The sequence below is a fragment of the Novosphingobium sp. 9U genome, from assembly GCF_902506425.1.
GTDB lineage: Bacteria > Pseudomonadota > Alphaproteobacteria > Sphingomonadales > Sphingomonadaceae > Novosphingobium.
This window is the reverse complement of the sequence record NZ_LR732469.1, coordinates 1110194-1130543: the sequence shown is the minus strand read 5'-3', so window position 1 is coordinate 1130543 and position 20350 is coordinate 1110194. Positions and strand designations below refer to the sequence as shown.

16 protein-coding genes and 1 riboswitch are annotated in these 20350 nt (G+C 67.3%); of the genes, 10 read left to right on the top strand and 6 right to left on the bottom strand.

Features of this window, described 5'->3' with window-relative positions; genetic code table 11:
• Positions 1–27: 27 nt before the first annotated feature.
• Positions 28–696, top strand: coding sequence for a hypothetical protein (locus GV044_RS05140; protein ID WP_159866314.1), 669 nt, complete (start codon positions 28–30; stop codon positions 694–696).
• Positions 697–881: 185 nt separating this feature from the next.
• Here the strand turns inward: GV044_RS05140 and uvrA are convergent, their stop codons facing one another.
• The gene (uvrA, locus tag GV044_RS05135) at positions 882–3791 is read right to left on the bottom strand and encodes an excinuclease ABC subunit UvrA (protein ID WP_159866311.1); all 2910 of its coding nucleotides are present in this window, start codon (positions 3789–3791) and stop codon (positions 882–884) included.
• Between the two features lie 156 nt (positions 3792–3947).
• Here uvrA and GV044_RS05130 point away from each other — a divergent pair, with 156 nt between their 5' ends.
• The 4 genes from GV044_RS05130 to GV044_RS05115 all read left to right on the top strand — a co-directional run bounded on the left by GV044_RS05130 (position 3948) and on the right by GV044_RS05115 (position 7262).
• The gene (locus GV044_RS05130; protein WP_201299013.1) at positions 3948–4328 is read left to right on the top strand and encodes a hypothetical protein; all 381 of its coding nucleotides are present in this window, start codon (positions 3948–3950) and stop codon (positions 4326–4328) included.
• Between the two features lie 338 nt (positions 4329–4666).
• Positions 4667–6307, top strand: a complete 1641-nt coding sequence (locus GV044_RS05125; RefSeq protein ID WP_159866308.1) for a M28 family metallopeptidase — start codon at positions 4667–4669, stop codon at positions 6305–6307.
• A gap of 146 nt (positions 6308–6453) precedes the next feature.
• Positions 6454–7005: a septal ring lytic transglycosylase RlpA family protein gene (locus tag GV044_RS05120; RefSeq protein WP_159870894.1), complete on the top strand. Its 552-nt coding sequence runs from the start codon at positions 6454–6456 to the stop codon at positions 7003–7005.
• Between the two features lie 62 nt (positions 7006–7067).
• Positions 7068–7262 (top strand): hypothetical protein, encoded by a 195-nt coding sequence (locus tag GV044_RS05115; protein WP_159866305.1) that lies wholly within the window; start codon positions 7068–7070, stop codon positions 7260–7262.
• A 21-nt stretch (positions 7263–7283) separates the two neighbouring features.
• On the opposite strand, the gene GV044_RS05110 is transcribed toward GV044_RS05115, so the two are convergent.
• The 5 genes from GV044_RS05110 to GV044_RS05090 form a co-directional block, all read right to left on the bottom strand.
• Positions 7284–8333 carry an N-acetylmuramidase domain-containing protein gene (locus GV044_RS05110; protein WP_159866302.1) on the bottom strand — a complete coding sequence of 350 codons (1050 nt, stop codon included), beginning with the start codon at positions 8331–8333 and terminating at the stop codon, positions 7284–7286.
• Positions 8334–8431: 98 nt separating this feature from the next.
• Complete coding sequence (locus GV044_RS05105) at positions 8432–9178, bottom strand: ABC transporter ATP-binding protein (protein WP_159866299.1); 747 nt, start codon at positions 9176–9178, stop codon at positions 8432–8434.
• Positions 9175–10140 (bottom strand): iron ABC transporter permease, encoded by a 966-nt coding sequence (locus GV044_RS05100; protein WP_159866296.1) that lies wholly within the window; start codon positions 10138–10140, stop codon positions 9175–9177. Before GV044_RS05100 ends, GV044_RS05105 begins: the two co-directional genes overlap by 4 nt.
• Positions 10137–11210, bottom strand: a complete 1074-nt coding sequence (locus GV044_RS05095) for an ABC transporter substrate-binding protein (protein ID WP_159866293.1) — start codon at positions 11208–11210, stop codon at positions 10137–10139. Before GV044_RS05095 ends, GV044_RS05100 begins: the two co-directional genes overlap by 4 nt.
• Positions 11211–11215: 5 nt before the next feature.
• Positions 11216–13156 (bottom strand): TonB-dependent siderophore receptor, encoded by a 1941-nt coding sequence (locus tag GV044_RS05090; protein WP_159866290.1) that lies wholly within the window; start codon positions 13154–13156, stop codon positions 11216–11218.
• A 103-nt stretch (positions 13157–13259) separates the two neighbouring features.
• Positions 13260–13452: riboswitch (cobalamin riboswitch) on the bottom strand.
• Between the two features lie 171 nt (positions 13453–13623).
• On the opposite strand from GV044_RS05090, the gene GV044_RS05085 reads away from it, so the two are divergent.
• The 5 genes from GV044_RS05085 (at position 13624) to GV044_RS05065 (ending at position 20344) form a co-directional block, all read left to right on the top strand.
• The gene (locus tag GV044_RS05085) at positions 13624–14778 is read left to right on the top strand and encodes a cell wall hydrolase (protein ID WP_159866287.1); all 1155 of its coding nucleotides are present in this window, start codon (positions 13624–13626) and stop codon (positions 14776–14778) included.
• A gap of 116 nt (positions 14779–14894) precedes the next feature.
• Positions 14895–15209, top strand: coding sequence for a hypothetical protein (locus GV044_RS05080; protein WP_159866284.1), 315 nt, complete (start codon positions 14895–14897; stop codon positions 15207–15209).
• A gap of 196 nt (positions 15210–15405) precedes the next feature.
• Complete coding sequence (mdh, locus tag GV044_RS05075) at positions 15406–16368, top strand: malate dehydrogenase (protein ID WP_159866281.1); 963 nt, start codon at positions 15406–15408, stop codon at positions 16366–16368.
• 106 nt (positions 16369–16474) lie between these two features.
• The gene (sucD, locus tag GV044_RS05070) at positions 16475–17365 is read left to right on the top strand and encodes a succinate--CoA ligase subunit alpha (RefSeq protein ID WP_159866278.1); all 891 of its coding nucleotides are present in this window, start codon (positions 16475–16477) and stop codon (positions 17363–17365) included.
• A 138-nt stretch (positions 17366–17503) separates the two neighbouring features.
• Positions 17504–20344 (top strand): 2-oxoglutarate dehydrogenase E1 component, encoded by a 2841-nt coding sequence (locus GV044_RS05065; RefSeq protein ID WP_159870891.1) that lies wholly within the window; start codon positions 17504–17506, stop codon positions 20342–20344.
• Positions 20345–20350: the final 6 nt, after the last annotated feature.

The following is a 20350-nucleotide window of genomic DNA, read 5'->3' as shown; positions in this document are numbered from 1 at the left end:
GCTTGATGACTAGTTGAATCGTCAACAATGACTGACTTCGACCTCATCTTCGCCCTGCTCAGCCTGCTGCTCGGCCTCTCGATCGCCGAGCTGCTGAGTGGTTTTGCGCGCATCCTGCGGCTGCAGGCGCGGCAGCGGGCGGCGGCGAAGGGGGCGCTCAGGGTCAACGATGCCGACGATGCGCCGCCGCCGGTGCGGGTGGGGCTGCTGGTTCCGCTGCTCGGGGCCTTCGTGCTGCTCGACCAGCTCTCGTTCTTCACCGCCGCCTATGCCTATCGCAACGCGATCCCGGCCAACATGTTCTGGCTGCTGGCGATCACCCTGGTGGTGGGCGGCTACTACGTCGTTGCCACGCTGATCTTTCCCGAGGAGCCGGGCGACTGGCCCGACTTTGACCGCTACTACGACGAGCACAATCGCGTGGTGCTGGGCTTCGCGCTGTTCACGCAAGGGGCGCAGCTGCTGATGAACGCGCTGGTGCCCCGCGCCGAAAAGGGCGTGCTCGACACCGCACCGACACCGCCGGCGCTGCTGGCGTTCATGCTGGTGCTGGTCTTCGCCACCTTCCCGCTGCTGATCGCGACTTATCGCGCGCGCAACCGGCGCACCAATGCGGTGCTGCTCGGCACCCTCGTCGGCCAGCGCCTGCTGATCGCCGCGCTCAGCCTGTGGCTTGCGCCCAAGGGGATGGCGTAGAGCTCTGCGCTGCGGCGATCACACGGAGCGTCGCTCGCTTCGATTTCTGGGAGCGCGAGGGCGATGGCCCTCGCATCTTCCTGTTTGTCTCCGCGTCTACGTGAACCGTCCTTCTCCGGCGTTCGCACGAGAGGGCGCGGCATGGCGGAACCGGTCCCGGATCAAGTCCGGGACGACGGGCTCGGCTAGTCCGCGTTCACTCTGCCCTTCTCCAACAACGGCTTCAAATACCGCCCGGTAAAGCTTGCCGGGTTGGCCGCGACCTGCTCGGGCGTGCCGGTGGCGACGATCTCGCCGCCGCGGACGCCGCCTTCGGGGCCGAGGTCGATGATCCAGTCGGCCACCTTGATGACGTCGAGGTTGTGCTCGATCACCACCACCGAGTTGCCTTGGTCCACGAGGCGCTGGAGCACTTCGAGGAGCTTGCGCACGTCCTCGAAGTGCAGGCCGGTGGTCGGCTCGTCGAGGATGTAGAGCGTCTGCCCGGTGGAGCGGCGGGCGAGCTCCTTGGCGAGCTTCACGCGCTGCGCCTCGCCGCCCGACAGCGTGGTCGCCTGCTGGCCGACCTTGACGTAGCCCAGGCCCACTTCGTTCAGCATGTGCATGCGGTCGCGGATCGGGGGGACGGCCTTGAAGAACTCCTCGGCATCCTCGATCGTCATGTCGAGCACGTCGGCGATGGACTTGTCCTTGAACTTCACCTCCAGCGTCTCGCGGTTGTAGCGCTTTCCGTGGCACTCCTCGCACGTGACGTAGACGTCGGGCAGGAAGTGCATCTCGATCTTGATCAGGCCGTCGCCCTGGCACGCCTCGCAGCGGCCGCCCTTGACGTTGAAGCTGAAGCGCCCCGGCTTGTAGCCGCGCGCGGCGCTTTCGGGCAGGCCGGCGAACCAGTCGCGGATGATGGTGAAGGCGCCGGTGTAAGTCGCCGGGTTGGAGCGCGGGGTACGGCCGATCGGCGACTGGTCGATCTCGATGACCTTGTCGCAGTTCTCCAGCCCGGTGATCCTGTCGTGCGCGCCCGCGATCACCCGCGCGCCGTTGAGCTGACGCGAGGCGCCGGCCTGCAGCGTGTCGATGGTGAGCGAGCTCTTGCCAGAGCCCGACACGCCGGTGACGCAGCAGAAGGTGCCGAGCGGGAACTTGGCGGTCACCCCCTTGAGGTTGTTGGCGCGCGCGTTCTCGACGGTGACGAACTTCTTGTTGCCCTTGCGGCGCTTGGCCGGGACCTCGATCTCGCGCGTGCCGTTGAGGTAGGCGGCGGTGAGGCTGGTCTTGCTTTTCAGCACCTGCTTGAGCGTGCCTTCGGCCACCACCTCGCCGCCGTGGACGCCGGCGCCGGGGCCGAGGTCGACGATGTAGTCGGCGGCGCGGATCGCGTCCTCGTCATGCTCGACGACGATGACGGTGTTGCCCAGGTCGCGCAGGCGCTTGAGGGTGGCGAGCAGCATGTCGTTGTCGCGCTGGTGCAGGCCGATCGAGGGTTCGTCGAGCACGTAGAGCACGCCCGAGAGCCCCGAGCCGATCTGGCTGGCGAGGCGGATGCGCTGGCTCTCGCCGCCACTGAGAGTGCCGCTGGTGCGGTCGAGGTTCAGGTAGTCCAGCCCGACGTTGTTGAGGAAGCCCAGCCGCTCGTTGATCTCCTTGAGGATGGCCTTGGCGATCTGGCTCTGCTGCGGGGTGAGCTTGGCGTCCAGTTCGCCGAACCAGGCGTGCGCGTCCGACACCGAGAGGCGCGCGGCGGTGGCGATGTCGCTCTGCGCGATCTTCACCGACAGCGCCTCGGGCTTGAGGCGCTTGCCGTGGCAGGTCTCGCACGGCTGCGCGGTCTGGAACTTGCCCAGCTCCTCGCGCATCCAGGCGCTGTCGGTCTGGAGCATGCGGCGGTTGAGGTTGCCGATCACGCCCTCGAACGCCTTGTTGACGGTGTAGCTCTTGCGCCCGTCCTTGAAGGTGAGCGGGACGGCCTTGCCCTTGGTGCCGAACAGGATGGCGTCGCGGTGTTCCTCGGGCAGGTCCTCCCACTTGGTCTCCAGCTTGAAGCCGAAATGCTCGGCGAGACTGGTGAGGACCTGCATGTAGTAGGGGCTAGGCGGGTTCGACTTGGCCCAGGGCACCACCGCGCCCTGCTTGAGGCTGAGGCCTTCGTTGGGGACCACCAGCTGGGGATCGAACAGCAGCTTCTCGCCCAGGCCGTCGCAGGCCGGACACGCGCCTTGCGGGGCGTTGAAGGAGAACAGGCGCGGCTCGATCTCCTCGATGGTGAAGCCGCTGACGGGGCAGGCGAACTTCTCGGAGAAGACGATGCGGTTGGGGGGGAGGCCGGCGCCTTTCAGCGCAGTGCCCTCGCCCCCTTCGCGGCCGGGCACGTTGCCGTCGGCCAGGTCGATGTAGGCCAGCCCCTCGGCCAGCTTGAGCGCCTGCTCGAACGAGTCCGCCAAGCGCGTCTGTATCCCGTCCTTCACGGCAATGCGGTCGATCACCACTTCGATGTCGTGCTTGTACTTCTTGTCGAGCGCGGGCGCGTCCTCGATCTGGTACATTTCGCCATCAACGCGGACGCGGGCGTAGCCGGCGCGCTGCCATTCGAGCAGTTCCTTGCGGTACTCACCCTTGCGACCGCGCACGACCGGCGCCAGCAGGTAGGCGCGCGTGCCCTCGGGCAGCGCCATCACGCGATCCACCATGTTGGAGACCGTCTGCGCCTCGATCGGCAGGCCGGTCGCGGGCGAATACGGAACTCCCACCCGCGCCCACAGCAGGCGCATATAGTCCCAGATCTCGGTCACCGTGGCGACGGTCGAGCGCGGGTTGCGGCTGGTGGTCTTCTGCTCGATCGAGATCGCGGGGCTCAAGCCGTCGATGTGCTCGACATCGGGCTTCTGCATCATCTCGAGGAACTGGCGCGCATAGGCGCTCAAGCTCTCGACATAGCGACGCTGACCTTCCGCATAGATCGTGTCGAACGCCAGGCTCGACTTGCCCGAGCCCGACAGCCCGGTGATGACGATCAGCTTGTCGCGCGGCAGCGCGATGTCCACGCCCTTGAGGTTATGCTCGCGCGCGCCGCGCACGGTGATGTGGGTCAAGCTCATGCGGGAAGTCTGTTCCAGATTTGTTCGCGCCGATCAAGCGGGGCGGCGGTCCGGGGCAGTAGATGGGGTGCGTTCGGCTCATCGCAATGGCTTTGCGGAGCGCCCCGTTTGCAGGCATGTTCCTGCCACAACCAACGGGGATCGCGGGGAAAAGACATGAGGATCGGGGCCTGGCTCTGCGCGGCAAGCGCCGCAGCGACGATGCTGCCGCAAGGCGCGCTGGCGGACAATCCGCATGATCCGACGATGACCCCCGAGGCGATCGCGCGCGACCGTGAGACGATCCGCAAGATGAACCTCGATCAGCTCGCCTACGTCCGGCAACGGGACGCGCGCTATGCGGGTGGCTGGCAAGATTATGCTGAAGCACGGCCTGAGCGGCGCCTTAAGGAAGCAGACGATTATGGTGCGCGCAGCCAGGCCTATGCGCAGGACTTAGCCCGTTATCGCGAAGAACGCCGGCGCTATGATCGTGAGATGGCGCAGTGGGAGCAGGATCGCGCAGCCTGCCCGACGGGGTACGACTGCGGGTACTGAGCGTGGTTGAGGTGCGCTCGTAGCGACTCGTAAGTACTCAGGTGACCTGCGGTCTTGGTTGGTGCGCTTCCACAAGCTGAGCCCTAGCGGTGTGGATTGAGGCCGCTTGTTTGCGGCTGAGCCAGTGCGAGCTGGACCTGTACGGACCAATCGGGCGCGATCCCTTCCATGCCAAAAGCGCAAGCCTGTCAAGGGCTCCAGCGATCGCGCGGCTTTACTTGCCGCCGACCCGGCATCGGCCAATTGGACGACATCGCCTCCGCCTTCCGAGCAGCAATCGCTCTGGGACGAGGTAAGCAAGGTTGTCCTGCCATCCCACACGCAGCTAGGATGACCCCATGAACCACAAGTTGCTTCTCGCCGCCGCCCTTCTTGCCACCTCCCTGCCCGCACACGCCAAGGTCACCGTCGATCCTGCGCGCATCACGCGCGATGTGAAGACGCTCGCATCCGATGCGTTCGAAGGCCGCGCGCCCGGCACCAAGGGCGAGGAGCGCACGATCGGCTACCTGATCGCGCGCATGCAAGAGGCGGGGCTGGAGCCCGGCGGACCCGACGGCCAGTGGCTGCAGACCGTGCCGCTGCTGCACACCACGTTGGGCCAGGGGACGATGCGCTTCGGCGGCACGCCGGTCACGCCTGGCAAGGAAATCTATGTCTCCACCCTGCGCCCTGACGATGCCGCGCGGATCGACAAGGCACCGCTGGTCTTCGTCGGCTACGGAGTCTCTGCGCCTGAGCGCCAGTGGGACGACTTCAAGGGCCAGGACCTGAAAGGCAAGGTCGCGGTCATCCTGATCAACGACCCCGACTTCGCCGCCACGCCGGGCGACGCCGTCGCCGGCAAGTTCGGCGGGCGGACGATGACCTACTACGGCCGCTGGACCTACAAGTTCGAGGAAGCCGCCCGCCGCGGCGCGATCGGCGCGCTGATCGTCCACGACACGCCCGGTGCCGGCTATGGCTGGAACGTCGTAACCAGCCCGCGCGGTGAGAACTACGACATCGTCCGCAAGCCCGAGGACCTGACCAGCCTGCGCCTGCAAGGCTGGATCGAGGGCGGCGCGGCGCAGGCGCTGTTCACGCGCGCCGGGCTCGACCTGACGACGCTGCGCAAGGCCGCAGGCCGCGCCGACTTCCGGCCGGTCGAACTCAAGGGCGTCACCTTCAGCGCTGACGTGCCCGTCACCCACGAAGAGATCGCCAGCCACAACGTGCTCGGGCGTATCCCCGGCGCCAAGCGGGCCGACGAAGTAGTCTCGCTCGGCGCGCATTGGGACGCTTACGGCAAGGGCGCGCCCGATGCGCAAGGCCGCGTGTACCGGGCCGGCGCCAACGACGACGCGCTCGGCATCGGCGGCTTGCTGGAGATCGCCCGCGCCCTGAAGGCCGGGCCCGCGCCGGATCGCAGCGTCGTCTTCGCGTTCTGGACGGCGGAAGAGCGCGGGCTGCTCGGCAGCGAGTTCTATGCCGCTAATCCGATCTATCCGATGGAAAAGACGGTCGCCAACCTCGCCATCGACATCCTGCAGACGGCGGGCGCGGCGAACGACGTGGTGCTGGTCGGCCAGGGTCAGGACACGCTGGAAGACGACATGGCGCGCATCGCCAAGGCACAAGGGCGCACCGTCACGCCCGAGAGCCTGCCCGAGCGCGGGCTGTTCTACCGTGCGGACCACTTCTCCTTTGCCAAGCGCGGCGTGCCGGTGCTGCTGCAGATGGGCATCGCCGGCGCCTCCGACCTCAAGCAAGGCGGCCGGGCGGCGGGGCAGGCGTGGATCGATCGCTACACCGGCCAGTGCTACCACCAGGCTTGCGACGCCTGGGACGCCAGCTGGAACCTCGCCGGCGCGGTGCAGGACATCGAGCTGGTCGGGACCATGGCGCAGGAGCTGTCGAACTCGACCGGCTGGCCCGAGTGGAAGGCAGGGTCAGAGTTCAAGGCGGTGCGGGACCGGAGTGCCGGCGTGCGGCGGTGAGGGTCCTGCCCCTCCACCACTCGCTGCGCGAGCGGTCCCCCACCCCGAGCGGGCTCGGGGAGGATTTGGATAGGCACTCGCTTGATCCTCCCCCAGCTAGTATCGCGGAGGGGGAGCGCCAGCCGCAGGCTGGTGGTGGAGGGGCACTGCGCACCCTCGCCATCCTGACCGCCCTCGCCCTCTCCGCCTGCGGCGGTCACTACCGCCCCGTCAGTGACACCCCGGTTCGCATCGGCGCGCCTTACAAGGTGCGCGGCACGACCTACACGCCCGCGGCGCAGCCGGGCTACGACATGCTCGGCTATGCCTCATGGTACGGCAGCGAAAGCGGCAACCGCGTAGCAAACGGCGAGAAGTTCCGGCCCGCCTGGATCACGGGGGCCCACACCACCCTGCCCCTGCCCAGCTATGTCGAAGTGACCTCGCTCGACACTGGACGTCGCATCCTGGTGCGCGTCAACGACCGCGGACCGTTCGTGGCGCGCGGGCGCATCTTGGACTTGTCGCGCGGAGCAGCCGAACTTCTCGGCATGCGGGCCAAGGGGCAGGCGGCGGTGCGGGTGCGCGTCGCCGATCCCTCGCAGGCCGACCGCGCCGCTCTGCGCAAGGGCAAACCGGCCCGCGCGCTCGATCCGCTGCCGCCGCGGGTGCTGCAGGCCCTGCGCGATCGGTTCGTCTCAGGCGTCGGCGCGCTCTGACGCGCAGGCCGGAACTCCCGCTCGAGCTCGTGTGTTGGATGTGGAAACACGAGGAGAGAACCATGAGCCAGACCGACCAGCAAAAGCCCTCGATCGGCGCCGAGATCCCGTTTCGCCGCGACCAGATCGACAAGAAGACCGGATCGCTGGTGTTCGACCGCCATCTGGACGAGGCAACCGCGAGCGTGCCCGAACAGTCCCCCACCGACGACATGCCTAAGGGCGACAACCCGCTCAAGCGCGGCCAGGTGACCTGACGCACGCGCCGGCGCCGGGTCTCAGGCCAGCAGCGCCTTCCAGGTGCCGGCGCTCACCACGCCATCGGGCGTGAGCCTGCGCGACTTCTGGAAGGCGGCCACCGCGGCCTTGGTTCCGGGTCCGAACTCGCCATCCGGCTCCAGCTTGAGCAGGATCTGCAGCAGCTTTACGTCCTCGCCCTTATTACCTTGACGCAGCGGCGGGCGGCTGCGCTCGGCAGGCGTTACCGCAGGTGACTTGCCCGGCTTTGCAGCGTGCTTATCGGCAGGCTTGGCCGCCGGTGCAGAGAGCAGCAGCTCCCAGGTCTGCCGCCCGACGATGCCGTCCGCGTACATGCCCGCCTTCTTCTGCGCCGCCATGACCTTGGACTTGGTGCCCGGCCCGAAGTCGCCGTCGGGCACCTGCCCCAGCAGTTCCTGGAGGTGCATGACGTCCTGCCCGGTGTCGCCGATCTTGAGCAGCGGCATCGGGTTCTCGGTCCGCGCGCCGCCGCTGGCGAACAGCGCATAAGCGTCCGCCATCTTCCGGTCGTAGGCGTTCGCGGCGTAGGAAGCGCCGTTGTATCCGCGCGCAAAGCCGGCCCAGTCACGCCGGATCAGCTCGTCGTCCAGCTTGCAGGTCTTGATGAACGCGACGAACCCGGCCAGCTGCGCCGGCTCGCCCGAGACCATCGCCTTGACGAAGCTCTCCACTTTGGCGTGCCCGGCGCTCGAGCAGTTGAACCCCATCACCTGGAACTTGCCCCAGCTGGCCGACTCGAGCGCCGCCTTGCGGTCGAGCTTCAATGCCGCGGTGAGCCGCTCGTACTCGCGCGCTCCGCCCAGGTACCCGCCGCGCGTGGGCCACGAAACGTCGGAGTGCGCGGCGCTGTACCTGCCGCCCGTTCGATTGTGGAAGATATGCCGCTCGAACAGGATCTTGGGCCGGCCGTCAGCCAGGAAGCCGCCGCCCGCGCTCTCGACTTGCGCCACTGCGCGCACAGCCGCGACAGTACAGCCCAAGTCACGCGCCGCCTTTTCGTAGTCGGCATCGCGCAGCGGCGTCGGATCGCCGATGAATTCGTCTGACATGCTTGTGGCCTTCCCCCTCAGGAAGGTGGAAGAGTATCGTGAGATCCCGGTTGTAGGAAAGTCTATTCTGCGCCACCCCCGTGGCGGCTGACGAATGCTCAGCCGATCGCGAGCGCCCGTGCGCCCGGCTCGCCAAGCCAGCGCGCCTCGACGCCCCAGACGTCGCGGATCACGGCTTCGGAGAGCGCCTGGCCCGGTGGTCCGTCGGCGACAAGACGGCCACGATCGAGCACCAGCACGCGGTCGGCATGGTTCATAGCCGTCGCCAGATCGTGCAGCACCAGAACCACGCCCCTGCCCTCGCCCGCCTGCTCGCGGAAGCGGCGCATCAACGTGGCCGCGTGCGCGAGGTCCAAGTTGGCGAGTGGCTCGTCGGCCAGCAGCCAATCGGGCCGCGTCGCCAGTACACGCGCCATCAACGCTCGCGCCCGCTCACCGCCCGAAAGACGCGAAACCGGGCGATCGCGATAACGGTCGAGGTCCATGGCGGTGATGGCGGCATCGACCGCCGCTTGCGCCTCGCTCGCCGGAGCCCCGCGCCAAGGCAGCCGGCCGAGCGAAACCAGGGTCTCGACCGAGACGTCCCACGCGACCTCGGGGGCCTGCGGAAGGTAGCCGAGCAAGCGTGCGCGCTCGGCCGCGGGCAGCCGGTCGATCTGCGTGCCGCCCAGGCGTACGCAGCCGCTGTCCGGCACCAGCAGCCCGGCGAGCACCGACAGCAGCGTAGACTTGCCGGCACCGTTCGGCCCGCAAATCGCTTTCACGCCGCCGCGGTTTAGCTTGGCCGTCACTGCTTCGAGGCGGCCGGTCACCGTCACTTGATCGAGCGCCAGGCTGTTGTTCATGCCAGGCCCCGCCGCATCTTGAGCAACAGATGCAGGAAGAACGGCGCGCCGATCAGGCTGAGCGCGATGCCGAGGCGCAACTCGCCACCCGCGAGCGGGAGGATGCGGCACAGCACGTCCGCCAGCAACAGCAGCAGCGCGCCGGCCAGGGCGCTCGGGAGCATCAGCGAGGATGGGCGGCGGTCGGTCAGCGGGCGCACGAGGTGCGGCACGATCAGGCCGACGAAGCCGATGATCCCAGCCACCGCCACGCTCGCGCCGACCGTCAGCCCCACGCCGACGATCATCACCGCCTGAAGCCGGCGCGGCTCCACGCCGAGCGAGCGCGCAGCGGCTTCGCCCAGGGTGAGCGCATCGAGGCTGCGCGCGGCGAGCGCCAGAACGGCAATGCCGGCGAGCGTCAGCGGCGCGGCGATCCACACTTCGCGCCAGGACCGGTCGGCCAGCGCGCCCATCAGCCAGGTGACGATCTCGCTCATGGCGAAGGGCGTGGGCGATAGACTGATCGCCAGGCTCATCAGCGCGCCTGCCAGGCTGGCGATCATCAGCCCGGCCAGCGTGAACAGCGCCACCCCGCCGTCGCGGCCTGCGATGAGGGCGAGCAACGCCATTGCCCCGCCGGCGCCGACGAGGGCGAACACCGGCAGCAGGTAGACCGAGGCGGCGTAGCCCGTCCAGAAACTCAGCACCGCACCCAGCGCCGCTCCGGACGACACGCCGAACAAGCCAGGATCGGCGAGCGGGTTGCGCAGAAAACCCTGCATCGCCGCGCCTGCGGTGCCGAGCCCGCCGCCAACGATCAGCGCGAGCACGGCACGCGGAAGGCGGAGCTGGAACAGGATGACGGTGGCGTTGCGGGTGTGCGGGTCGAGCGGGTCAATCCATACGCGCCCGGCGAGCAGGGATAACGGCACTGCGAGGATTAGCGCTAGGACCAGGATAAGGATGAGGCGGCGGGTCATGCGAAGTCGCGAGTGTTGCGGGCGGGCTCCGACAAGCTCAGCCTGGGCGGTGTTGGGGTAAACTCTTTGATAAGGGAGGTAACTTGTTGATCTTGCTTATCTGAGGCGCGGCGTTGCGCGGACATTGCCCCCACACCGCCCAGGCTGAGCTTGTCGAAGCCCTCCCCCACCACCGGCGGTTTACCCGCTTGAACCTCACGCCGAACTCGAGCCAGCTCACCCGCCGCCCGCACGATCGTCGGCCCTCCACACCACAGCAGAGTGCTGTCGAAATGCACGCGGCGCGTGCCTGTCAGCGCTGCCAAGGCCGGATGCGAGAGAAGCCGATCTTCCTGCGACTGCCGCGTTCCCGTGGCGAGGATCACGTCCGGCGGATCGGCCAGCATGCTTTCCAGCGGCAGGTAATCCGCCTGGCGCATGCCCCGTGCCGCCGCGGCGTTGACGAGGCCCGTGCGCCGCATGAGGTCGGCAATCAGAGTGGTGTCGCCCGCGACGATGCCGCCGCTCTCCCAGACGAGCGCCGATGCCGGCTTCGTGCCGTTCGAGGGCGCAGCGCTTCTCAGCGCTTGCTCGATCCGGCGAACAAGTCCCTCACCAGCCTCGGAATTCCCGGTAGCGGCGGCCAGCTCCCGCACTTGCGCCTCGCTGGAAGCCACGCTGTTCACGCTGCCGATAGTGACCACCCGAATGCCGAGGTCACGAAGCGCCTGAACCGTCGGTGCGGGCAGGAACACGTCGGCAACGACGAGGTCAGGCGCCAGCTTGGTGATCTCCTCGACCGAGCCCGAGACGGCGGGGTAGCGCCGCGCCGCAGCCACACCCATCGAACTGGACCCCGGTTCGTGGCTGTAGTGCGAGACCGCCCGCAGCTGTCCGGGAGCAGCCACTTGCGCCAGGATCGCGTCGCTACACGGATTGAGCGACACCACGCTCGGACGCGCCGATCGGATGACCGGCGGCGCCGTGCCGTCCTGGCACCCACCGAGCGCCAGCACGACAGCGGCCAATCCGCTCGCCCCATATCGAGCGAGCGGTGTTCCGCCCCGGCATAGCCGGGGCAGGAACGTCATCGATCTCACATCTTTGCCCGGATGCCGACAAAGCCCGAGCGCCCGGCCGTACCATAGCCGCCTGCCGTCTCGTACTTCTCGTCGGTCACGTTCTCGACCCGGCCGAACACTTCCAGGTGCTCGCCCACGGGCACGCTCGCGCGCACGGTGCCGAGCACGTAGCCCTTGATACGGCCGAACTCGCCCGCAAAGTCATAGCTGTCGCTCACCAGGCGGATGTCGCCGCCCAGGGCAAAGCCGCTCAGCGGCCCCGACTTCACCGGCGTCCAGTCGGTCGAGACGGTCAGCGCATGGCGCGGGCGGCGGGCAAGATCGGTGCCCTCGTCGAAGCTACCCGGCGTGCGGTCGGTGGACTTCACGTAGGTGTAGGACGCCTGCGCCCGCAGCGTCTCGCTGACGCGCGCGCCCAGTTCGAGCTCGAAGCCGGTCGCACGCGCACGGCCGACGTTGATGTAGTAGCCGAACGGCCGCGTGGCGCAGATCGCGCCCGAGCACGAGGTGAAGCCGATCAGATCTCGGCTGTCGCGGCGGAAGCCGGTGAGCGCGAGATGAAGATCGCCGTTGCGGTCGCCGTACTCGATCCCGGCGTCGTAGCTGCGGCTCTTCTCGGGGTTCAGGGTCGTCGTGGGATTGCTGTACTCGGAGAAGAGTTGATAGAGCGTCGGAACCTTAAACCCTTCGCCGTAAGAGGCACGCACACGCCATTGATCCGTCACGACAAAGCTGCCGTTGGCGCCGAAGGTCCAGCGATCACCGAAGCGCGAGTGATCGTCGTAGCGCAGGCCACCGGCAAGCGTGAAGCGATCGCCGTACCAGCCCAGCAACGCGTGGCCGCTCGACAGATTGGCCTTGTAGCGCGCCGCCGGGCTGAAGGCGGACACGGTATCGATGCGCGACCATTCGTGGTCCGCGCCAAAGTCGAGCCGCAGCTCCTGGTTGGCGCGATAGGTGCCGGCCAGTTCCGCGCGGCGGCTCTGCCCTTGCGTCTCCGAGTTGAAGTCGGTGTCGCCGAAGGTCGGGTCATAATAGCGGCGGCGGGTGTCGGACACCTGGTAGCCGGCGTTGAGGTCCAGCGCATCGGAAGTCCAGGCGAGCCCGGCGCGGCCGCCGATCTCGCGCGTCTTCTGGTACTCGGGCGTATCCGCGAATTCGAACAGAGGCGCGGGATACCCGTCGATGTCGAGCTTGCCGCGGGTGTAGCGGCCGACGAGGCTGGCGGTCAGGCCGGGGGTCAGTTCGACATGGGCGCGGCCGCCGGCGCGGTACTGGCGAAACCCGTCGCGCTCGGCGCCGTTCGCGGCCTGGCTCAGGCCGTCGGTGGTGAGGTAGCCGCCGTTCAGGGTCACGCCGTAGTTGTCGCCCGAGACGCCGCCGGTGACCTGGCCGTCGAAGGTGTCGCGCGCGCCGTACTCGGCCGAGGCTTCCAGGCCGTTCAGGTCACGCGAGGTGAGCGCCAGCACGCCGCCGATCGCTTCCGAGCCCCAGACGACCGAATTGGAACCGCGCAGCAGCTCGACGCGGCCGAGGCCGCCGGTGGTCAGGTTGCCGAAGTCATAGCCGCCGCCCGGAGCCGCCACGTCCGCCACGCGCAAGCCGTCGACCAGCACCAGCAGCTGCTGTGAGTTGGCGCCGCGCACGAACAAGCTGGTGGTCGAACCAAGGCCGCCGTTGCGGGCGAAGGTGACACCGGGGAGCCGCTCCAGCACGCGGGTGATGTCCGGGCCTTGAATGGAGGCAATCTCTTGCGTGCCGATGACGCTGATCGGCTGACCGGTGCGGTCGATCGGAAGCTGGCTGCCGGTGGCGAGGACCGTGATGGTGTCAGGGTCGCGGGTCAACGTCGGGTCGTAGAAGCCCGCTTCGTTGGTGGCGTCCGTATCGGCCTGTTGCGCCAGCGCCGGAGTGGCGATCGCGAGCGCCGATGTGAGCAAAAACAGGTACTTCATGTGCAAACCTCCAACCTTGAACGAAGCGCCGTTCATGGCGAGAGGCCCGCGCTTCCCCTCATGGAAGCACGCACCACGCTGCACCGGTTCACCCGCCCGATGCGGAACGACCGTCTTTTCGGGCAGGTCTCCTGGCTCCCGGATCGCTGCCCTTCCCCGCCTTCCCAGCACCCTGAGGCGCCAGTGGCTTGGTTGAGGAAGGGCTCCCCGGTCACAGTTGCGGGCGCAGCTTCGGTTTTGCACCGAATTCCCTCTTGGGTCCGGTTTCCCGGTCAACCCGTGACGTGAGCGCGCCCCTAGTCGCCCGCGCCGGCGCTGGCAAGGGCACGCGATCGACAACGCAAGTCCTTAACCGATTAAGGCTATGGGGCAGCGATGTACCGAATCGGGACGCACGCCATTCCCCTGCTGCCAAGCCATACGCGGGCGCGTAGGCGCAAGATCGACATGGCTCTGACCAGGACTGCATGACCTCTCGCCTCGCTCCGATCTGCCTCGACGAACTGCGCCCGCGGGACTTCGTGGCGCGCGTGGGACACGGCGGCGCGCGGCTGAGGGCGGCGCGCGGACGCTATCGCGCGCGCCTGGCCTTGGCAGTGGCAGGCGCGATCGCGCTCCCCGCCTTCGCCGCGCCCGGCAGCTGGGATGCGTTTTCGGTCGGCGATGCTACGGCGCAGGGCGTCGCTGTCGAACCCCTGCCGTTCGAGCGGGCAGGCGACAGCTTTCCGGGATCGGCCTTCTATTACCTGGAGCTCGACAAGCGCGAGCCCGGGCTTGGCGAGGGCATCCATTCGGACGCGGAAGGCACACCGGGCTCCAGCATCGTCCCTCCGCCGGTCGCGCAATCGCTTCGGATCGACAACAGCGGCGTCGACCGCACCCGCGCCGAACAGTGCCTGACCGCGGCCATATACTATGAAGCCGCGAGCGAGGCCGACGCGGGTCAGCAGGCGGTCGCGCAAGTGGTGCTCAACCGTGTGGCGCATCCGGCTTATCCCAAGACGGTGTGCGGTGTCGTCTACCAAGGGTCCGAGCGGTCGAGCGGGTGCCAGTTCTCTTTCACCTGCGACGGTTCGCTGGCGCGCCGGCCCAATCGGCTGTTCTGGGAACGCGCGGCCGGCGTGGCGCGGCAGGCGCTGGCCGGATACGTCTACGCACCGGTCGGCCTGGCGACGCATTATCATACGGTGGCCGTCCACCCGTACTGGGCGCCCAGCCTGCACTACCTGCTGACGATCGGGGCGCACCGGTTCTACAGCTTCAACGGGCAAGCCGGGCAGCCGCGCATGTTCCGCTATGCCTATCTTGGCGGCGAGCCGCTGCCGGCGCCGCATCGCCATGATGACTCTTCCGTGGCCGTTGCCGCCAGCGCAGCGCTCGATCCCCTGGCGATCCAGAAGGCCTACGACGAGGGTCTGCAGCGCGCGCGCGCCGCCGGTCTGGTGGCGAACCCCGGCGGGCTGACCGCGACGGCCGCCTCTGCTCCGCCGCCTGCCTACACCAGCGAGCTCAAGGAGCGTGGCGGCGATGGCCTCTACCAAGGCAGCAACTTGCCTGAGGGCACGGGCGTGAAGGACGAGTATCGCAACTCCGGGCAGTGGATCCAGAGCCCGACCGGTTGATCGGCGCGACGAGCGGCAATCCTCAACGCCTCTGAAACCATAGCCTATCATCAAAGGCTTAGGAGCGTTCCGTTATCCGTGGCTCACGCGATAACGACACAAGGGCCGCTTCGATCATGACCATCCGCTTTGCCGGTGCCCGAACCCGCGGCAATTGCCAGATACGGGCGTGGCGGTGCCGATCGGCACCGCTCTGCGCTGCCAACGACAACACGCGCACCTTTACCGACAGCGCCGCGCTGGTCTCCGCCTTGCGCCACTTCGCGGACCACGGCCTGGCGGCGGCGGAGCAGGCCGGAGCCTACGCCGCCGCTGCGCGCGACCATGGCGATCCGGCCGCTTCGCAGCACTGGTTGTCGGTGTGCCGGCAGTTCGACCGCCGGCTTGCGGAGCGGGTCGCGGCCCGGCTGCGCCATGCTGCGGAGCGCTGATCCACGCTTGTTGCTACTGCGAACCGTTATCATCTAAGCAGCTGGATCGGAGGTTGTTTTTGCCTTTTGGCGGTTGCAATCGCCCCCTCACAGGCCTAGGCACGCGCGGAACTTATCGGAGCCTGCCGTCGACGGGGCATAGCAGGCCGCCACATCGTCCGCTGCCCCGCTCGTGTGAAGAGGACTGACAGGCTCTATGGCTCGCAAGAAGATCGCCCTTATCGGCGCCGGCAACATCGGCGGCACCCTGGCTCACCTCGCCGCGCAAAAGGAACTGGGCGACATCGTCCTGTTCGACATCGCCGACGGCGTTCCCCAGGGCAAGGCGCTCGATCTTGCGCAGTGCGGCCCGGTTGAAGGCTTCGACGCCCAGATCACCGGTTCGAGCGACTATGCCGCGATCGCCGGCGCCGACGTGGTGATCGTCACCGCCGGCGTGCCGCGCAAGCCCGGCATGAGCCGCGACGACCTGCTCGGCATCAACCTCAAAGTGATGAAGGCCGTCGGCGAAGGCATCAAGGCCAACGCCCCCGACGCCTTCGTGATCTGCATCACGAACCCGTTGGACGCGATGGTCTGGGCGCTGCGCGAGTTCTCGGGGCTCCCGCACAACAAGGTCGTCGGCATGGCCGGCGTGCTGGACTCGGCGCGCTTCTCGACCTTCCTCGCCTGGGAGTTCGGCGTCTCGGTGCGTGACGTCACCAGCTTCGTGCTGGGCGGCCACGGCGACACCATGGTGCCGGTGGTCGAATACTCGACCGTCAAGGGCATCCCCGTTCCCGACCTCATCAAGATGGGCAAGTCGACGCAGGAGCGCATCGACGAGATCGTCAAGCGCACCGCGAACGGCGGCGGCGAGATCGTCGGCCTGCTGAAGACCGGCTCTGCGTTCTACGCTCCCGCCGCCTCGGCGATCGCCATGGCTGAGAGCTTCTTGCTGGACCAGAAGCGCATCCTGCCTTGCGCCGCTTACCTCGAAGGCCAGTACGGTGTGGATGGCCTCTACGTCGGCGTGCCGGTGAAGATCGGCGCCGAGGGCGTGGAAGAGATCATCGAGATCGAACTGAACGACAAGGCCAAGGCAGGCCTGCAGGTCTCTATCGACGCGGTCAAGGAACTGCTGGTCGCGTGCAAGGGCATCGACGAGAGCCTGGCCTGATTTCCCGCATACCGTCGCCCCGCTGATGCGGGGCGACATGATTTTCACGCATGCATCATGGATGCGGCCCCAGCCTCCCCGGGGTGATGAAGGATAGGATCGACTTATGTCCATTCTCGTAGACAAGAACACCAAGGTCATCACCCAGGGCATGACCGGCAAGACCGGCAGCTTCCACACCGAGACGGCGCTCGCCTACGGCACCAAGATGGTCGGCGGCGTGACTCCGGGCCGTGGCGGTACCGAGCACCTGGGGCTGCCGCAGTTCAACTCGGTTCATGAGGCGAAGGCTGCGACGGGCGCCACCGCCTCGTGCGTCTATGTGCCGCCCGCCGGCGCCGCGGACGCGATCCTGGAAGCGATCGACGCGCAGATGGAGCTGATCATCTGCATTACCGAGGGTATCCCGGTGCTCGACATGATCCCGGTTAAGCGCGCGCTGACCGGTTCCAAGTCGCGCCTGATCGGCCCGAACTGCCCCGGCGTGCTGACGCCGAACGAGTGCAAGATCGGCATCATGCCCGGCAACATCTTCTCGAAGGGCTCAGTGGGCGTTGTATCGCGCTCGGGCACGCTTACCTATGAAGCCGTGTTCCAGACGACGAATGCAGGACTCGGCCAGACGACGGCTGTCGGCATCGGCGGCGATCCGGTCAACGGCACGAACTTCATCGACGTGCTCGAACTGTTCCTGGCCGACGACGAGACCGAGTCGATCATCATGATCGGCGAGATCGGCGGCTCGGCCGAAGAAGAAGCGGCGCAGTTCCTCAAGGACGAGGCGAAGCGCGGCCGCAAAAAGCCGATGGCCGGCTTTATCGCTGGACGCACGGCGCCTCCGGGCCGCCGCATGGGCCACGCCGGCGCGATCGTGTCGGGCGGCCAAGGCGGCGCGGAAGACAAGATCGCGGCGATGGAGGAGGCCGGCATCCGCGTCTCGCCCTCGCCGTCCGAACTGGGTACGACCCTTCAGGCCGTGCTGAAGGAACTCGCCTGATCCCGTTCCCCGCCCTGCAAAGCGTCGGGGCGGGAACATCAGCCGACGCATGGGCTTCCCTCCCCGGGAACGTGCCAAGGCCATGAATACTTGATGCAAGCGCCGGGACAGCGTCCCGGCGCGGATAAGGTCTATGCCATGGGCAACGAAACGTTCGACTTCTTCCCTGATGACCCGCAACCGGGTCCCAGCTGGCAGCGGAGCAATTGGCCGCCGGTCGGAGGCGACTACGAAGACGACCTGACCCAGGCGCTGGACCCGACCACGCTCAAGGCGAAGATCGAGAAGGCGGCCAAGACTGCCGGCGCACCGGTCGACGAAGCCCGCATCGAACAGGCCGCATCGGACTCGCTGCGCGCGATGAACCTGATCCGCACCTACCGCGTGCGCGGTCACCTCGCGGCCGATCTCGACCCGCTGGGCGTCTCCACCCGTGAGCTGCCGGCCGACCTGACGCCAGAATACCATGGGTTCACCGGCGACGCTCTGAAGCGTAAGATCTTTCTCGGCGGCTTCCTAGACCTGCAGTGGGCCACGGTCGGCGAGATCGTCGATATCGTGCGGGCGAACTACTGCGGTAAGGTCGGCCTGGAGTACATGCACCTCAGCGACACCGAGGAGCGCCGCTTCCTCCAGGATCGCATGGAGGGCCCCAACAAGCAGATCGAGTTCACGCCGGAAGGCCAGAAGGCGATCCTGCAGGCGGTGATCCGCGGCGAGCAGTACGAGAAGTTCCTCGGCAAGAAGTACGTCGGCACCAAGCGCTTCGGCCTCGATGGCGGCGAGTCCATGATCCCGGCGCTCGAAGCCGTGATCAAGTACGGCGGCCAGCTCGGCGTGCGCGAGATCGTCTACGGCATGGCTCACCGCGGCCGCCTGAACGTGCTCGCGAACGTCATGGCCAAGCCCTACAAGGTCATCTTCCACGAGTTCTCCGGCGGCAGCGCCAATCCCGAGGACGTGGGCGGCTCGGGCGACGTCAAGTATCACCTCGGCACCTCGACCGATCGCGACTTCGATGGCGTCAAGGTTCACATGAGCCTGATGGCCAATCCTTCGCACCTCGAGACGGTAGACCCGATCGTGCTGGGCAAGGTGCGCGCCTATCAGGTCATCCAGGACGACATCGGCGACGACATCGGAGCTGGCGCGAAGCACAAGCAAGTGCTGCCGGTGCTGATCCACGGCGACGCCGCCTTTGCCGGTCAGGGCATCGTCTGGGAATGCTTCGGCCTTTCGGGCGTGAAGGGTTACAACACCGGCGGTTGCATCCACTTCGTCATCAACAACCAGATCGGCTTCACCACCAGTCCGCAGTTCGCGCGCAATTCGCCGTATCCGTCGGATGTCGCCAAGGGCATTCAGGTGCCGATCCTGCACGTCAACGGTGACGATCCGGCGGCGGTGACCTTCGTCTGCAAGCTGGCGATCGACTTTCGCCAGAAGTTCGGGCGCGATGTTGTGATCGACATGTGGTGCTATCGCCGCTTCGGCCACAACGAAGGCGACGAACCCAGCTTCACGCAGCCGCTGATGTACGCCAAGATCCGCCAGCACCCGCCGGTCAGCGCGATCTATGCCGAGCGCCTGAAGCGCGAGGGGGTGATCGACGACAGCTTCCTGCCCGAGACCGAAGCGACGTTCGTTCAGCATCTGGAAGAGCAGTTCGAGGCGGCCAAGAGCTACAAGGCCAACGAGGCTGATTGGTTTGCCGGGCAATGGAGCGGCTTCAACAAGCCGGCCGACCCGGAGACTTCGCGCCGCAACGTCGACACCGGGATCGACGCCAAGCTGTTCGACAGCCTGGGCCGCACGCTCACCACTGTCCCTGAGGATCTGACGATCCACAAGACGCTCGGCCGCGTGCTCGATGCCAAGCGCGAGATGTTCAAGTCTGCCGACGGCTTCGACTGGGCGACCGCGGAAGCCCTGGCGTTCGGCAGCCTCGTCTCCGAAGGATACTCGGTCCGCCTCTCGGGCCAGGACTCGGGACGCGGCACCTTCAGCCAGCGCCACGCGGTGTGGGTCGACCAGACCGACGAGCACAAGTACGTGCCGCTCACCACGCTGCCCCATGGCCGGTTCGAGGTCCTGGACTCAACGCTCAGCGAATATGGCGTGCTCGGCTTCGAGTACGGCTACGCCAGCGCCGATCCCAAGACCCTGGTCTTGTGGGAAGCGCAATTCGGTGACTTCGCCAACGGGGCGCAGATCATCATCGACCAGTACGTCGCCGCCGCCGAAGCCAAGTGGCTGCGCGCGAATGGCTTGGTCATGCTGCTGCCCCACGGCTACGAAGGCCAGGGGCCGGAGCACTCGTCGGCCCGCCTGGAGCGCTACCTGCAGCTGTGCGCGCAGGACAACATCCAGGTCTGCAACATCACCACGCCGGCCAACTACTTCCACGTCCTGCGCCGGCAGATGCACCGCCCGTTCCGCAAGCCGCTGATCATCATGACGCCCAAGTCGCTGCTGCGTCATCCGCTGGCGAAGTCGCCGGCGAGCGAGTTCGTGGGCGAAGGGCACTTCCGTCGCATGCTGTCGGACCCCAAGGCACCCACCGATACAGCCACCAAGAAGGTCGTGCTGTGCTCCGGCAAGGTCGCCTACGATCTGATGGAGGCGCGCGACGCCGCCGAGATCGACGACGTCCAGATCATCCGCGTCGAACAGCTTTACCCCTTCCCGGGTGAGCCGCTGGCCGCACGCCTGTCGCGCATGCCGAACCTCGAAGAGGTGGTGTGGTGTCAGGAAGAGCCGCGCAACAACGGCGCGTGGTTCTTCGTCGGCTCGCAGATCGAGGATGCGATCGAGCAGTCGAACCTCAAGATCGGTCGTCCGCGCTATGCTGGCCGGGCCTCCTCGGCCTCGCCGGCGACCGGCCTCGCCAAGCGCCATGCCTCCGAGCAGGCCGCCCTCGTTGCCGATGCCCTGGGCCTCTCGGTCCGTTCCGAAATCCGTCGCAAGCAGAAGGCTTGAGATCCA